14 protein-coding genes and 1 pseudogene are annotated in these 14,023 nt (G+C 73.2%); 3 read left to right on the top strand and 12 right to left on the bottom strand.

The window, feature by feature from the left end; all coding sequences use genetic code 11:
* Nucleotides 1-3: 3 nt before the first annotated feature.
* The 11 genes from ACGFYQ_RS12365 to ACGFYQ_RS12315 form a co-directional block, all read right to left on the bottom strand.
* Nucleotides 4-408, bottom strand: a complete 405-nt coding sequence (locus ACGFYQ_RS12365) for a hydrogenase maturation nickel metallochaperone HypA (RefSeq protein ID WP_393742786.1) — start codon at nucleotides 406-408, stop codon at nucleotides 4-6.
* A gap of 113 nt (nucleotides 409-521) precedes the next feature.
* Nucleotides 522-626, bottom strand: coding sequence for a DUF6893 family small protein (locus tag ACGFYQ_RS12360; RefSeq protein WP_393742784.1), 105 nt, complete (start codon nucleotides 624-626; stop codon nucleotides 522-524).
* Complete coding sequence (locus ACGFYQ_RS12355) at nucleotides 623-1,225, bottom strand: hydrogenase maturation protease (protein WP_393742782.1); 603 nt, start codon at nucleotides 1,223-1,225, stop codon at nucleotides 623-625. The genes ACGFYQ_RS12360 and ACGFYQ_RS12355 overlap by 4 nt, the downstream gene beginning before the upstream one ends.
* Complete coding sequence (locus ACGFYQ_RS12350; protein WP_393742780.1) at nucleotides 1,222-2,652, bottom strand: hypothetical protein; 1,431 nt, start codon at nucleotides 2,650-2,652, stop codon at nucleotides 1,222-1,224. Before ACGFYQ_RS12350 ends, ACGFYQ_RS12355 begins: the two co-directional genes overlap by 4 nt.
* Nucleotides 2,649-3,347: a DUF6084 family protein gene (locus tag ACGFYQ_RS12345; protein WP_393742778.1), complete on the bottom strand. Its 699-nt coding sequence runs from the start codon at nucleotides 3,345-3,347 to the stop codon at nucleotides 2,649-2,651. The genes ACGFYQ_RS12350 and ACGFYQ_RS12345 overlap by 4 nt, the downstream gene beginning before the upstream one ends.
* Nucleotides 3,344-3,994: a DUF5947 family protein gene (locus ACGFYQ_RS12340; RefSeq protein WP_393742776.1), complete on the bottom strand. Its 651-nt coding sequence runs from the start codon at nucleotides 3,992-3,994 to the stop codon at nucleotides 3,344-3,346. The genes ACGFYQ_RS12345 and ACGFYQ_RS12340 overlap by 4 nt, the downstream gene beginning before the upstream one ends.
* Nucleotides 3,991-4,518 carry a hypothetical protein gene (locus ACGFYQ_RS12335; protein ID WP_393742774.1) on the bottom strand — a complete coding sequence of 176 codons (528 nt, stop codon included), beginning with the start codon at nucleotides 4,516-4,518 and terminating at the stop codon, nucleotides 3,991-3,993. Before ACGFYQ_RS12335 ends, ACGFYQ_RS12340 begins: the two co-directional genes overlap by 4 nt.
* Nucleotides 4,515-6,299 carry a nickel-dependent hydrogenase large subunit gene (locus ACGFYQ_RS12330; RefSeq protein WP_393742772.1) on the bottom strand — a complete coding sequence of 595 codons (1,785 nt, stop codon included), beginning with the start codon at nucleotides 6,297-6,299 and terminating at the stop codon, nucleotides 4,515-4,517. The genes ACGFYQ_RS12335 and ACGFYQ_RS12330 overlap by 4 nt, the downstream gene beginning before the upstream one ends.
* A 61-nt stretch (nucleotides 6,300-6,360) precedes the next feature.
* Nucleotides 6,361-7,416 carry a hydrogenase expression protein HypE gene (locus tag ACGFYQ_RS12325; protein ID WP_393742770.1) on the bottom strand — a complete coding sequence of 352 codons (1,056 nt, stop codon included), beginning with the start codon at nucleotides 7,414-7,416 and terminating at the stop codon, nucleotides 6,361-6,363.
* Between the two features lie 73 nt (nucleotides 7,417-7,489).
* Nucleotides 7,490-9,259: an enoyl-CoA hydratase-related protein gene (locus ACGFYQ_RS12320; protein WP_393742769.1), complete on the bottom strand. Its 1,770-nt coding sequence runs from the start codon at nucleotides 9,257-9,259 to the stop codon at nucleotides 7,490-7,492.
* Nucleotides 9,260-9,461: 202 nt separating this feature from the next.
* Entirely contained in the window at nucleotides 9,462-10,067 is a 606-nt protein-coding gene (locus ACGFYQ_RS12315; protein ID WP_393742767.1) for a TetR/AcrR family transcriptional regulator, read from the bottom strand.
* 109 nt (nucleotides 10,068-10,176) lie between these two features.
* Here ACGFYQ_RS12315 and ACGFYQ_RS12310 point away from each other — a divergent pair, with 109 nt between their 5' ends.
* The 3 genes and pseudogenes from ACGFYQ_RS12310 to ACGFYQ_RS12300 form a co-directional block, all read left to right on the top strand.
* A complete protein-coding gene (locus ACGFYQ_RS12310) occupies nucleotides 10,177-11,121 on the top strand; it encodes an alpha/beta fold hydrolase (RefSeq protein ID WP_393742765.1) in 945 nt (314 codons plus the stop codon).
* A gap of 32 nt (nucleotides 11,122-11,153) precedes the next feature.
* Complete coding sequence (locus tag ACGFYQ_RS12305) at nucleotides 11,154-11,783, top strand: TetR/AcrR family transcriptional regulator (protein ID WP_393742763.1); 630 nt, start codon at nucleotides 11,154-11,156, stop codon at nucleotides 11,781-11,783.
* A pseudogene (locus tag ACGFYQ_RS12300) lies at nucleotides 11,780-13,084 on the top strand (MFS transporter); the annotation flags it as partial. The gene ACGFYQ_RS12305 and the pseudogene ACGFYQ_RS12300, both read left to right, overlap by 4 nt.
* Here ACGFYQ_RS12300 and ACGFYQ_RS12295 read toward each other — a convergent pair.
* Complete coding sequence (locus ACGFYQ_RS12295; RefSeq protein ID WP_393742761.1) at nucleotides 13,052-13,963, bottom strand: LysR substrate-binding domain-containing protein; 912 nt, start codon at nucleotides 13,961-13,963, stop codon at nucleotides 13,052-13,054. The pseudogene ACGFYQ_RS12300 and the gene ACGFYQ_RS12295 overlap by 33 nt on opposite strands.
* Nucleotides 13,964-14,023: the final 60 nt, after the last annotated feature.

Raw genomic sequence — 14,023 nt, 5'->3', positions numbered from 1 at the left:
GGGTCAGGCCTCCTCGGAGATCGGTTCGCGGGTACGGGCGCGGGCGGGGCCGGGCGGGCCGTCCTCCCAGTCCACGCTCACGATCTGCAGCTCACGGCCGGAGAGCAGTTCCACGTCCGTGGCCCGCGCGCAGCCGGGGCAGCACAGTTCGGGCGGCATGCCGGTCGGCCATTCGTGTGCGCACGCGCCGCAGCGGGCGCGGGCCGCGACGGTCTCGGTGACGAGTCCGGCGCCTTCGAGTACCGTTCCGGCGCAGGCCAGTTCGAAGCAGAAGGCCAGCGCGTCGGGAACCACTCCGGCCAACTCACCGACCTGGAGCCGGACCGTGGTGACGGCGCTCGCGCCACCGGCCCGGGCCGCCTCTTCCACCTGGCCGATGACGGCCGCGGCGATCGACATCTCGTGCATAGGACTCCGTCCTGCCGGGGCTCATTACACCGGCAGGACGGGGACGGTGCGGTCGGGCACGCCGACGCGCGCCACGCCCCGTACGCCATTCGGGCGCCGGGGCGGGCGTGACCTCACATCCGGACCATGCGCAGGTAGCGCCTGATGTCGGGGAGGATCTGCGTCAGTACGACGACCAGGACGGCGGCGGTCGCCCCGCCGATGACGGCCTTCTTCACGGGGTTCTCCTCAGTTCTCGGGAAGGCATGGCGGCTTCGGATCCGTTCGGGGCTCCGGTCGGGGCCACGGTCTCGGTCCGGGTCTCGGTCCCGCTCCGGATCTCGGTCCCGGCCCCGGCCCCGGCCCCGAACAGCTCCAGGACCATCCGGACGGCCCGCGGCACCGCGGCGGCCACGGGTGGGCTCAGGCCGATGCCCTCCTCGATCGAGGCGGGTTCGCAGCCGATGACGAGCGTCCGCCGGGGCGGGGTGCTTCCGGTGCCGGCGCACAGGGTGTCCAGCAGCGCGAGGACCGCGTCCGGGGTCATGTGGTGGCCGTCGAGGACGGCGCCGCCCGGCGGGGCCGGGCCCTCGGCGTCGGCCTCGATGAGGTAGAGCGTGCCGGGATCGCCGCCGCGGGCGGTGGCGTCGACCAGGACGAGCGTGTCGTAGCCGTCGAGGAGCTGGTAGGCGAGATGGACCCCGCGTACGCCGAAGTCGACCACCTCGACGTGGTCCGGGAGCGGATGCGCGGACAGGCCGCGCACGGCCTCGACGCCGAAGCCGTCGTCGCCGAGGAAGACGTTGCCGATGCCGGCGACCAGCGTCCTGCCGCTCACGCGTCCTCCAGGGGGGTCAGCTCGTCGGGCTGGAAGTAGAGGAACCTGCCCTGCTCCCGGCGGATGTCCGCGCCCGGGTCGTCCTCGACGGTGACGGCGAGGTGCACTCCCCCGTCGACGTCGTGCAGGACCGCCTCGACCCGTGCGGCCATGCCCTGGAGGAACAGGTCCTGGGCGTCGGTGCGGCGCAGGCCCGGGCGGAGCAGGACACGGCTGCCCACACCCACCGAGGTGCCGTCGATCGCGATCCGGTCGCGGGCCGGGTCGGCGGTGTCGTCCCGGGCCGGATCCCACCAGGGCGTGTCGGGTCTGAACACCGCGTCATCGTCCGGGAGTTCCGTGATGAGTTCGGGGACGTCGGGGGGCGCCGCGCCCGGGTCGGTGATCTCCCGCAGGGCCCGGACCGCCCCGTGCAGCCGCTCCAGCACCTCGGGCGGCATGGAGTCGGCCAGGTCGATCACGGCGGCGGCGCGGGCGTCCGTACCGCGCGCCTCGCGCTTCTCCTCGTCGGTCAGGGCGGCCGTGCGCAGGGCGAGGATCTCGTCGATCTCGGTGGCGTCGTACATCGCGCCGGCGCTCTCCGGGGCGATGGCCGGGTGGTCCTCCAGGATGATCGGGGAGGACAGGACCACGTCGGCGCGGCCCGGTTCGCCGGCCAGTACGGGCCAGGTGTGGCGGTTGACGCAAGAGGCGACCGCCCCCTTGGCCCACTCGGGCGGATCGGTCATGGACAGGAAGGACCCGGAGTCGAGGCCGAGCAGCAGGTGGGCGGCGACCAGGGAGCGGGGCAGGGCCGCGTCGCGGTCGTCCGACCCGGGTTCGGGCGTCCAGGGGCTGGCGTTCTCCACGACCGCGGTGAGCTTGAACACCCGGTAGGGGCCGGGCACTTCGGCGGCCCGCAGCCGCACGACGCCGACGATCTCCTCGGTGCGCCGCACCAGGCGGCCGACGGCGCGGCCCCGGTCGTCGAGGACGGTCTCGGTGTCCTCGCGGGCGGGGCGGCGGAAGGGGAGGGTGAGGCCCTCGCCCGCCAGTTCGGCCGTGGCCGCGGAGAGTTCGACGCGCTCCTCGGTGCCCTCGTCCCAGGGGACGAGGACCCGGTCGTCCAGGTGGAGTTCGGCGACCTCCGTGAAGGTGCCGTCGTCCCGGGCCTGCTGGACGGTGCGCCGCCGGGCGTGCAGGAAGCGCAGCTCGACGGCGAGGTTGGCCTCGCCCCTGGGTTCCATCAGGATCTCGGTCTGCTGGTGCGCGTGCTCGTCGTGGGCCGGTCCCCACGCGGGCGGCACCAGTACGCCGAACTGCCAGCGCAGCCGGTTCTTGGCGGCCGAGGCCCGGTACGGGTAGAGCACGTACCCCTCGAAGAGGACGGCGTCGGCCACCTGCCGGGCGGTGGCGAAGCGGGAGTCCGCCGCGGCCGTCGTGGTCATGTCGCGGTCCTCTCGGTGACGCGGGGCGGTACGGACCCGATCCGGACGGGCGGCGGCGCGGGCCGCGCGGGGGCAGCGGCGTCGAGCAGGGCCCGTACGGTCGACTCCCAGGAGGCGAGGGCGTGCCGCGAGCGGAAGGCCAGCAGTTCGGCCATGGTGTCGCGGGGCAGCCGCAGCCAGCCGCAGCCCGGAAAGTGCTGCTCGACCATGTCGCGCCAGACGGTCACGGGCATCCGGTACGAGGCTTCGCGGTCCCAGGGCACGGGTTCGACGCGGAAGCCGCCGGCGCCGGTGAAGGCGGTGCCCGAGAACAGCATCAGCAGCGGCGCCTCCCCGTCCTCCAGGGCGTTGAAGTACCGGGTCGCCGCGATGTCCATGTCGTAGGTGCAGGGCACGACCAGGTCCGTCTCGGTCTCCCCGGTGAAGCCGGGCACCATGAGGGCGACCTGCGCGAACTGCACGGGCTGGAGGGTGGTGCCCCACCGGCCGCGCTCGCCGAACAGGTCGGCGAGGCCTTCGGCCTCCTCGGGGCCGTAGCTCCGGCGGGCCGGTTCGATGCGGATCTGGCAGCGCAGCGCGAGGGCGTGCACCCGGGTGTCACCGGCGGCGGTGATCCGCAGCCGGAAGACGAGGGTGGGAGCGGCCGCGTAGGCGTCGGCGCGCACGCCGGTGCAGGTGAAGGTGAAGTCCGTCATCGGACCCCTTCCTCCGCCACGACCCGGGCCCGCCGCTCCACCTGCTCGAAGAAGGTGTCCAGCGCCGCCCGGGCCTCGGCGCCGCCGTCGAAGCCCTGCCACAGCAGCCGCATCCGCCCCACCAGTTCGTAGCAGATGTCGATCGGCACCAGATGGCACGTGGTGCGTCCCGCCGAGCGGCGCAGCAGCAACGCCTCCACGTCGGGTTCGAGCAGCGCGGACAGCCTGCTCGCGCCCAGTACGGATTCCCAGGTCGCGGGGTCGAGTTCGCTCTCGGTGGCTCCGGCCGGGCTCGGGTAGAGGGCGACCAGCCGGTCGAGGGCGGCGTTGCGGAAGAAGAACGCCACGGAGACCGGGATCTGGAGCCGTTCCCAGGCGCCCTCGTCGAGCCGGTGGCCGGGGTCGGCGAGGTAGCGGTCCGGGACGGCCCGGTACCGCCCGGTGGCCGCGCCCGGCCGGTCGAACAGCAGGGCGCAGGCCGTGCACGCGCAGACCAGCGTGCGCTGCTCGGTCTCCACCAGGTGGCGGTGGCCGTCCTCGGGCACCGCCACCGCGCACAGTCCGCAGCGCTCCTGCCGGGGCGGACGGGGGCCGGTGAACCGGTGCAGGCCGCGCCGCAGGTCCGTCGCGGCGCCGGGCCCCGTCACGGCACCCGGACCGGGGTGTGCGGCCGGACGCCGATCTGGAGCAGGGGCGGCCCGGGGGCCGCGGCGGGCTCCATCTCCACCTCGGTCACCTCCGGGGCGAAGCAGACGAGGGCGTCCTCCAGCGTCCGCCGGACGGTGTCCGGGCCGCTGCCGCCGCAGCCGCAGCCGGTGGCGGCGGCCCGGGGACGCAGCTTCAGCACGCCGGAGGTCTCGTCGAAGCCGAGCAGTTCCACGGGGTCGTCCGCGGCGTCCAGGGCGCGGGCGATCCGCGTGTGGACGTCTTCGGGGTGCAGATCGTGCAGCGAGAGCAGGCTCGCCACCAGCTCGTCGTCCAGCACCTCGGTGAGCGGGCCGCCGCCGAGCCGCTCGACGATCCGGGCGAGGCCGGCGCCGTAGAAGTCCATGAGTACGCGGACCAGTTCCTCGGCGGCCGCGCGGGCCGCCGGGTCGCCGGTGGCGTCCAGCCGGTCGAGCACCTCCTCGACCCGCTGCCCGGCCCGGCGGGCATCGACGGCCGCGCTCATCCGCCCAGTCCGCTCAGGCCGGTGGGCACGTGCATCGACTTCACCGTCTTGCCGCCGCCCACGTACATGTGGACTCCGCACGGCAGGCAGGGGTCGAAGCTGCGCACGGCGCGCATGATGTCGATCCCCTTGAAGTTCTCCGGGGTGTTCTCCTCGAAGATCGGGGTGTTCTGGACGGCGTCCTCGTACGGCCCGGGCGTGCCGAAGGTGTCGCGGGTGCTGGCGTTCCACGGGGTCGGCGGGTAGGGGTGGTAGTTGGCGATCTTGCCGTCGCGGATCACCATGTGGTGCGAGAGCACGCCCCGTACGGCCTCCGTGAAGCCGACGCCGATGGACTCGTCGGGCACCTCGAACTTCTCCCAGGTCTGGGTGCGTCCGGCGCGGACCTCGGCCAGCCCCTTCTCGGCGCAGTGCAGGGCGATGGCGGCGGCGTAGGCCTGGAAGTACGTGCGGGCGCGGTTGCGCTCCAGCGCGTTGCTCCACTTAGGGATCTTCCACTCGAAGCGCGTCTCGGGCTTGGTCATCGTCTTCGGCAGGTTGATGACGACGCTGTGCCCGGTGGCCTGGACGTAGCCGACGTCGACGAGCCCGGACAGGGCCGTGGACCACAGGCGGGCGATGGGGCCGCCGCCGGTGTCGAGGGCGAGGTGGTCCTTGCCGTCGAACCAGCGGGGCGACATCACCCAGCTGTACTTGTCGTCGAAGTTCCGCTTCTGCGGGGCGGGAATGGTGTGCTGGTTCCACGGGTGGCGGGGGTCCACCGGGTTCCCGAGCGGGTCGTGCGTGACGAACTGTTCCTGGCCCGCCCAGTCGTCGTAGTACGAGCTGCCGAGCAGGATGCGGATGCCGAGGTTGATCTCGGTGAGGTCGTTGGTGACCAGCTTGCCGTCGACGATCACACCCGGGGTGACGAACATCTTCCGGCCCCAGTCGGACATGTTGGCGTACGTGAAGTCGCAGTACTCGGGGTCGTTGAGCGCGCCCCAGCAGCCGAGCAGCACGCGACGCCGGCCGACCTCCTCGTACCCGGGCAGGGCCTCGTAGAAGAAGTCGAAGAGGTCGTCGTGGAGCGGGACGACCCGCTTCATGAACTCCACGTACCGCATGAGGCGGCTCATGTAGTCGGTGAAGAGCTGAACGGAGGCGATGGTGCCGACGCCGCCCGGGTAGAGGGTGGAGGGGTGCACGTGGCGGCCCTCCATCAGGCAGAACATCTCCCGGGTGTAGCGGCTGACCTGGAGGGCCTCGCGGTAGAACTCGCCCTCGATGGGGTTGAGGGAGCGCATGATGTCGGCGATGGTCTTGTAGCCGTGGTCGCCGGCGTGCGGGGCCTCGGTGCGCTCGGCCAGCTCCAGGACTCCGGGGTTGGTCTCGCGGACCATCTTCTCGCAGTAGTCGACCCCGACCAGGTTCTCCTGGAAGATGTTGTGGTCGAACATGTACTCCGCCGACTCGCCGAGGTTGATGATCCACTCGGCGAGGTGCGGCGGCTTCACCCCGTAGGCCATGTTCTGCGTGTACACGGAGCAGGTGGCGTGGTTGTCGCCGCAGATCCCGCAGATGCGGCTGGTGATGAAGTGCGCGTCGCGGGGGTCCTTGCCGCGCATGAAGACGCTGTAGCCGCGGAAGACGGACGAGGTGCTGTAGCACTCCGCGACCCGCTTCTGCTTGAAGTCGATCTTCGTGTGGATGCCTAGGCTGCCCACGATCCGGGTGATCGGATCCCAGGCCATCTCCACCAGGCCGCTGCCGTCACCGGCCGCCTTCGTCTTCGGTGCCATCGTGTCTGCCGTGACCCTTCTTCTGTGCGGAGTTCGTCAGCGGGGGGGAGGACCTGGGCGGTCACCAGGGCGGGCGGTAGCCCGTCGTCAGCTTCTCGCCGGTGCGGCGCCACTTCGGCTCCTGGTCCACGGTGTGCGCGGTGATCGAGCGGAGCCTGCGGACGACGGCCCCGTACGCACCGCTCGCCTTGCTCGACACCTTGGCGCCGGGGGGTTCGTCCATGAACGGCATGAACTTGTCGGGGAAGCCCGGCATGGTGCAGGCGATGCAGATGCCGCCGACGTTGGGGCAGCCGCCGATGCCGTTCATCCAGCCGCGCTTGGGGACGTTGCACTTGACGACGGGACCCCAGCAGCCGAGTTTGACCAGGCACGTGGGTGAGTCGTAGGTCTCGGCGAACTGGCCCTGCTCGTAGTAGCCGGCGCGGTCGCAGCCCTCGTGGACGGTGGCGCCGAACAGCCAGGTCGGGCGCAGCTTGTCGTCGAGCGGGATCATCGGGGCCGAGCCCGCGGCCTGGTAGAGCAGGTAGGTCAGGGTCTCGGAGAAGTTGTCCGGCTGGATCGGGCAGCCCGGCACGCACACGATCGGGATGCCGGCCTTGGAGGTCCAGTTCCAGCCCAGGTAGTCGGGCACGCCCATGGCGCCGGTGGGGTTGCCCTCCATGGCGTGGATGCCGCCGTACGTGGCGCAGGTGCCGATGGCGACGACGGCGAGGGCCTTGGGGGCGAGCCGGTCGATCCACTCGCTGGTGGTGATGGGCTGGCCGGTCTCCGGGTCGTCGCCGAAGCCGCACCAGTAACCCTCGGCCTTGATCTTCTCGTTGGGGATCGAGCCCTCGACGACCAGCACGAACGGGTCGATCTCGCCTCGCTCCCCCTTGAAGAACCACTCGATGAAGGTGTCCGCGCCGCCGACGGGGCCGCATTCGAAGTCGATCAGGGGCCAGTGCACGGCGATCTTGGGCAGCCCGGGCAGTGTGCCCGTCACGATCTCTTCGATGCTGGGCTGCATGGCCGCTGTCAGGGAGACGGAGTCGCCGTCGCAGCTGAGTCCCGCGTTGATCCAGAGGATGTGGATCGGAGGGTCTTCCACCGGGGCCGACGTCGCTGGATCCATGGGGATGCCTCCTTGGGGAGGGGCTCGGGGCGGTGTACGAGGAGAGGCGGCGTATTCGGCCTCGCCTTTCTTGCTAACAGCCGTCGGCTCCGGGTGCCGTGTCTTGTACGGCCAGTCCAGTGACCGGGCGTCGGCGGGAGGGCAGCGGGGCGGTGTGCCGGCCCGCCGCGGGGCGGGCCAGATGGGGCGGTGTCGCGGTCGCCGGCTCCTTGCGTACGAAGGCGCGGCGCAGGGCGTGGTAGGGGGCGTCCGGGGCGAAGAAGGTCTGCCGCATCAGGGCCAGCTCGGCCTCCCGGTAGGCGGCCAGGGGCTTCTCGGCCTCGTCGCGGTCGCGGCGCGCCTTCTTCCCGGCGATCCGGGAGGCGGTCGCGGGCAGCGCGGCCAGGTGGGCCGCGAGCCGCGCCGTCTCGGCGGTGAAGGCCTGGGGCGCGCAGGGGACCGTACGGTCGACCAGCCCGAGCCGGTGTGCGGCCTCGGCGCTCAGCGGCAGGGCCTCGGTGGTGAGGCGCTCCGCGACGCCGGTGCCGACCCGGCGCGGCAGGGTGTACGTCCAGAACTCGGAGCCGTACAGCCCCATCAGGCGGTAGTGCGGGTTGAGCAGCACGCCGGAGCGGCACCAGACCTCGTCGGCGGCGAGGGCCAGCATGGCCCCTCCGGCGGCGGCGTTGCCGCCGAGGGCGGAGACGACGAGCCGGTCGGTGGTGGTGAGCACGGCCTCGACCAGGTCGTCCATGGCGTTGATGTTGGCCCAGGACTCCTCGGCCGGGTCGCCGGCCGCCTCGATGACGCCCAGGTGGATGCCGTTGGAGAAGAAGTCCCGGCCGCCGCCCAGGACGAGGACGGTGGTGGGGCGGCTGCAGGCGATCCGGTAGGCGTTCAGCAGGCGCCGGCAGTGGGCGGTGCTCATGGCGCCGCCGGGGAAGGAGAAGGACAGGAATCCGGTCTGGCCCTCCTCCCGGTAGCCGATGTCGGACCAGGTGCGCCGGCGCGGGTCGGTGTGGAGCGGGGCGGGGTGCTCCCGCAGCCCCGGCAGCCGGTCGGCGAGCGCCACCGTGGCGGGCAGTTTGGGGGCGGCGGGGCCGCCCGGCACGCGCCGGGCCCGGAGTTCGGGGATCCACACGGCGCCGTCGGCGGTGGCCCGGCAGATCGCGCCCGCCCGGGTGGCCAGCAGTTCTCCGGGGCGGCCGCGCAGGCGGTCCTCCGGGTGGCCGCCGTGCAGGAACCACTCGCCGCCGAGCAGTTCGTCCCGTACACCGGGCTGTGAGTCGGCGGCGCGCAGGACGCGCAGGACGCGCTCGGTGGAGTCCGCCTCCCAGTCGATCCGGCGGTGCTCCTGGCGCAGGGCGGGGCGCGGGTGTCCGGTGGTCTGCGGCCGCGGGGTGTACGTACCGGACGCGAAGCGGTCGACGGCGAGGAGCACGGCCTCCAGCGCCGCGTCGGCGATCTCACCGCGGTAGAGGTCGCTCTTGCCCACCGGCGGCACGGGGCATTCGACGTGGGCCCAGACGGCGCCGGCGTCCATCTCGGCCTCGGCCTGCAGGACGGTGACGCCCCATCGGGTCGCCTGCTCGTGGATGGCCCAGTCGAGTGAGGAGGGGCCGCGGTCGCCGACCGGTCCGGGGTGGACGATCAGGCAGGTGTGCGCGGACCAGACCTCCTCCGGGACGGCGGTCCGCAGCATCGGTGCGAGGACGAGGTCGGGCCGGTGGCGGCGGACGGCCTCGGCGAGCGGGACGTGGGGCAGGGCGAGTTCGACCGCCACGCTGTGGCCGTGGTCCCGCAGTTCGGCGTGGACCCGCTGGGTGAGGCTGTTGAACGCGCTCGCGACGAGCAGGACGTGCACGTGAACTCCCAGCGGCGGCCCGGAGCCGGGACGCCTGGGCGCCCGGGCTGATCGTGACCGGGCGGGGACTCGAAAGCGACATGACCGGCCGCCTGAGATGGTCGGATACCCCGGAGGGGGCGCGCCCGGCGCCGAGCGGTGGTGTCACTCGAAAGCGGACCTGTCGGGGGCCACTCGGCCGCAGTGCGGCACCCCTGGCGGGTCAGGCCGGCGGAAGGAGCCGGTCCAGGTGGTGACGCAGGACCGCGGCGGCGGACTCCTGGGTCCGCTGGCCCACGAGGACACTGGTCCCGAGCCCCGCCGACATCGCGAGGAGGCTGATCGCCTCGGTCCGCGGATCCGTGCCGGGGGCGGCCCGCTTCGCGTCGACGGCCTGTTGGAGGAGGCCGGTCAGGGCGTCCTCGGCGGCGTTGGGGTTGTCGATGAACGGCTGGGCGGCGAGGGCCGGGTCCGTCAGAGCCAGGGCCGCGTACGAGGTGTAGACGATGTGGAAGGTCCGGCTGGCCTCGTCCGTGGGCAGCGCCTCCATCAGCAGCGCCTCGATCGTCGCGCGCGGGCCGGGGTTCTCGCCCGCGGCCCGGATCCGCCCCGCCACGCGGGGCCCGAGGCCCTCGGCCAGGTGCCGGAGCCCGTAGAGGAGGAGGTTCTCCTTCGTCTGGAAGTAGTACTGGACGAGGCGCAGGGACACCCCCGCCTCGGCGGCCACGTCGCGCATGCCGACCGCGTGCAGTCCGCGCCGCGCGGCGACGCGGACGAGGGCCTCCGCGATCTGGGTGCGCCGTTCCTCGTGGTCCACGCGTTTCGGCATCCGGTGTGTCTCCGCCCGTCGGTCGGTCTCGCGGGAGCTGTCCTGGCCCCCTCGGATTTTCATGGTACTGCTGTATCAGCATTATGGTACGGTCGTATCACGAAAGACGATGATCCTGGAGGTGCCCGCCGTGCCCGAGACCAAGACCCGTGAACGCGTCCAGCCCGATGTCGGCCGCTACGTGAGCGAGGAACTGCGCGAGCGGTACTTCGCCGCCTGTGACGCCCTCTACGCGCTCGCACCGGCCGCGGACTCCGAGACGGACGTCGAGACGAGCTTCGGCACCACGCACGTCTACAGGTGGGAGCCCGCGGACCCCGCGCACGCGTCCCGGACCCCGGTGGTGCTCGTGCACGGCTCCGGCTCCAACTCCTCCATGTGGTACCCGAACCTCGCCGCCCTGCGCGCCGAGCGGCCGGTGTGCGCGGTCGACACCCTCGGCGACCCGGGGCGCAGCGTCCAGCACACGCCGATCCACCAGCCCGAGCGCTCCGCGCAGTGGCTGAACGAGGTGCTCGCCGGACTCGGTCTCGACCGGGTCCACCTCATCGGCTCCTCCTACGGCGGCTGGCTCTCGCTGAACCAGGCTCATCTCGGCCCCGAGCGGCTGGCGTCGGTGACCCTGCTCGACCCCGGCGGCCTGGAGAAGACCGGAGCCCGCTTCTTCGCCTGGATCTTCCTCAGCCTGCTGGCGACCATCGCCCCGAAGCCGGTGCGGCGTCGGGTGGCGGTCTGGCTGGACCAGCCCGTCCTGATCGTCCCGGAGCTGCGCGCCATGATCATGCTGAGCGTGCGCGCCTACCGCATCCGCAGGCCCTCGCCGCTGCCGCTCACCGAGGCCGAACTGCGCACCGTCCGCACCCCGTTGTACGTACTGCTCGGGGAGCACAGCCTGCTGGTGCACCCCGAGCGTCAGCGGGAGCGGGTACCGCGGCTGGTCCCCGGCGCTGTCGTCGAGATCATCGACAACACCGGGCACGGGCCCCAGTTGGACCACGCCGGGGAGGTCAACGCCCGGATGCTGCGCTTCCTGGACTCGGTCGACGGGCAGTAGACACTGTCTACCCTTCCTGGTAGACAGTGTCTATGAACCAGGGGAACCAGGAGAACGAGGAGAGTCTTGACGGTCAGGAGCGCCCGCTCCGCGAGCGGTTGATCGACGTGGGCGTGGAACTCGTGCTGACCGAGGGGGGCTCCGCGCTGGGGCTGCGCGAGATCGCCCGCCGGGCGGGGGTCTCCCACGGGGCGCCGCGCCGGTACTTCCCCACCCACCAGGCGCTGCTGTCGGCCATCGCCCGGCGCGGGTTCGCCGACCTCGCCGGCCGGTTCGCGGCCGCGAGCGCGGGGGCCGCGTCGCCGCGGGAGCGGGTGCGGGCGCTGGGGGGCGCGTACGTCGGCTACGCACTGGAGCACCGCGGCATGTTCGAGCTGATGTTCCGGCACGACCTGCTGGACAGCACGGGCCAGGAGCCCGCGGGCGGACCGCGGCTGCGGGAGTCGACACTGCCGCTGTTCGAACTCCTCGTCACCCTGGTCTCCCGCTGCGGGGCGGACGACCCGGAGATGACCGCCGCGGTGCTGTGGGCCAACCTGCACGGCGTGGCGCAGCTGTGGGGGTACGGCAGTCTGCCGCTCGTCCTGCCCGCCGGGACGGTGGACCGGCTCGTCGACGCCACCCTCGACGCCCACCTCGGTCCGGCGCGGGAGTCCTCGTGAGGCCGCGTCTCGCGCTGGCCGTCAGCGTCTCGGGCGCCGCGATCGTCGCTCTGGACGGCACCGTGCTGACCGTGGCGCAGCCGAGCCTGCGGCGCGGCCTCGGGGCGAGCGTGGCCGAGGTCCAGTGGACCAGCACGGCCTATCTGCTGGCCGTGGCCGCCTTCCTGGTCGTCGCCGGGCGGCTCGGCGACCGGTACGGGCACCAGAGGCTGCTGCTCACCGGCGTCCTCGGCTTCGCCGCGGCCTCGGCGGGCATCGCCTTCGCGCCCGGCGTGGGCTGGGTGATCGTACTGCGCGCCGTGCAGGGGGTGTTCGGGGCGCTGCTCCAGCCCGCGACGCTGGCGCTGCTGCGGCTCGCCTACCCGCCGGACCGGCTGGCCACGCCGATCGCGGTGCGGACCGGCGCGATCGGGCTGGCCGCGGCGGCCGGGCCGCTGCTCGGGGGTCTGCTGGTCGACCACTGGGGGTGGCGGGCGGTGTTCGCCGTCAATGTGCCGCTCGCCCTGGTGATCGCCGTACTGACGCTCGCCGTACGGGCGCCCGCGCCGCCGCGTGCGGAGCCCGGGCGGCTCGAACTCACCGGCGCGGCCCTGCTGGCGGCGGCTCTCGCCGTCTTCGTACACGCGTTGGTCGGCGTACCGGCGCACGGCTGGGCCGGTACGCCGACGCTGCTCGGATTCGCCGGCGCCGCCGCGCTCGGGGCCCTGTTCCTGCGCCGCGAACGGCGCGCCGCGCTGCCGCTCGTACCGCCCGCCGTGGCCCGGTCGCGGCCGGTCGCGGCCTCGATGGCATTGCTGCTGGCCGTCTCGGCCGGGCTGTTCGGCGCGCTGTTCACGGCGACCTTCCGGCTCCAGGACGTACAGGGGCTGAACCCGCTCGCCACCGGGCTGCGGGTGCTGCCGTTGACCGCGCTGATGGTCGCGGGGGCGCCGGTGGCGGGCCTGGCGTCGCGCCGGTACGGGCCGCGGCCGACCGCGCTGACCGGTACGGCGCTGGTCGTCCTCGGCATCGTCGGGCTGGACGCCGCGCCCGCCTCGGCGCTCGGATTCGCGCTGCTCGGCGCCGGGTTCACCACCGTGATGGTCACCGCCACCGGGACCGTGGTCGGGGAGGCCCCGGCCGGGTACGCCGGGGTGGTCGGCGGGCTCAAGCAGACGGCCGTGAACATCGGCCCGGCCCTCGGGATCGCGGTCGCCGCGGGCGCGGGGGTGACGGGCTCCTCGTCGGCGGCCCTGGCCGTACTGGCCGCCGCGGGGCTGCTGCCGGCGTCACTGCTGCCCGGCGGCGGCGCGGGCCGTGCAGCTGCGGGCGACCTCGTCGGCGAAGACGCGGGCGAGCGGGGCGAGGGCCGCCCAGCGGCGGACCGCCCAGCCGACCTTGAGGGGCGGCAGACCGGGGACGGGGACCAGGCGCAGCGGCCCGTCGGTGCCGGGGACCCGCCAGCCGGGCAGCGCGGGTACGACGGCGTGGCCCAGGCCTAGTTCGGCGAGCAGCAGGGCGGTGTCCCAGTCGGCGACGCTGGTGTCCGAGCGCACCCGGATGCCGGATTCCGCGAAGGCGGCGTCCAGGTGCGCACGGGAAGCCGAGTTCTCCGGCAGCCGGATGTGGCGGATGCCGGCGAGGTCGGCGGGGTCGATCCGGGGGCGGGCGGCGAGGGGGTCGTCGGCGCCGACCGCGAGCACCCAGGGCAGTTCCATGACGGGGCGCTGCTCGATGCCCCGGACCGGGGCGCCGATGGTGATCCAGGCGAGGTCCAGGTCGTCGGCGGCGAGGGCGTCGAAGCAGCTGCGGCTGGAGTTCTCCGTCTGGAACTCCAGGCTCACTTCGGGGTGCCGGCGGCGGAAGGTGACGACGGCCTCGGACATGAAGTGCCGCACGGTGGTCGCGCCGGTGGTGACACGTACCGAGCCGCCTCCTCCCCGTACGAGGTCGTCCAGGCGGCGTAGCGCGCCGTCGAGGCCCGCGATGCCGTCGGCGGCGGCCGCCTGGAGGACGCGGCCGGCCTCGGTGGGCACCACCCCGCGGGCGTGCCGCTCCAGGAGGCTCGCGCCGGTCTGCTTCTCCAGGCGGCGGACGTGCTGGCTGACGGCCGACTGGGTACAGCCGAGGTCGCGGGCGACGGCGCTGAGGCTCCCGGCGCGGCAGACGGCCACGAACACGCGGAGATCGTCGAGGGTCATGAGGTCCAAGGTATCGCTTGGATGAGGGGAGCAAATCGGAGGATTGACTTGGGTTTTGGG

The sequence above is a fragment of the Streptomyces sp. NPDC048258 genome (genome assembly GCF_043201995.1).
Lineage (GTDB): Bacteria > Actinomycetota > Actinomycetes > Streptomycetales > Streptomycetaceae > Streptomyces.
This window is presented reverse-complemented; position numbering and strand designations above follow the sequence as displayed.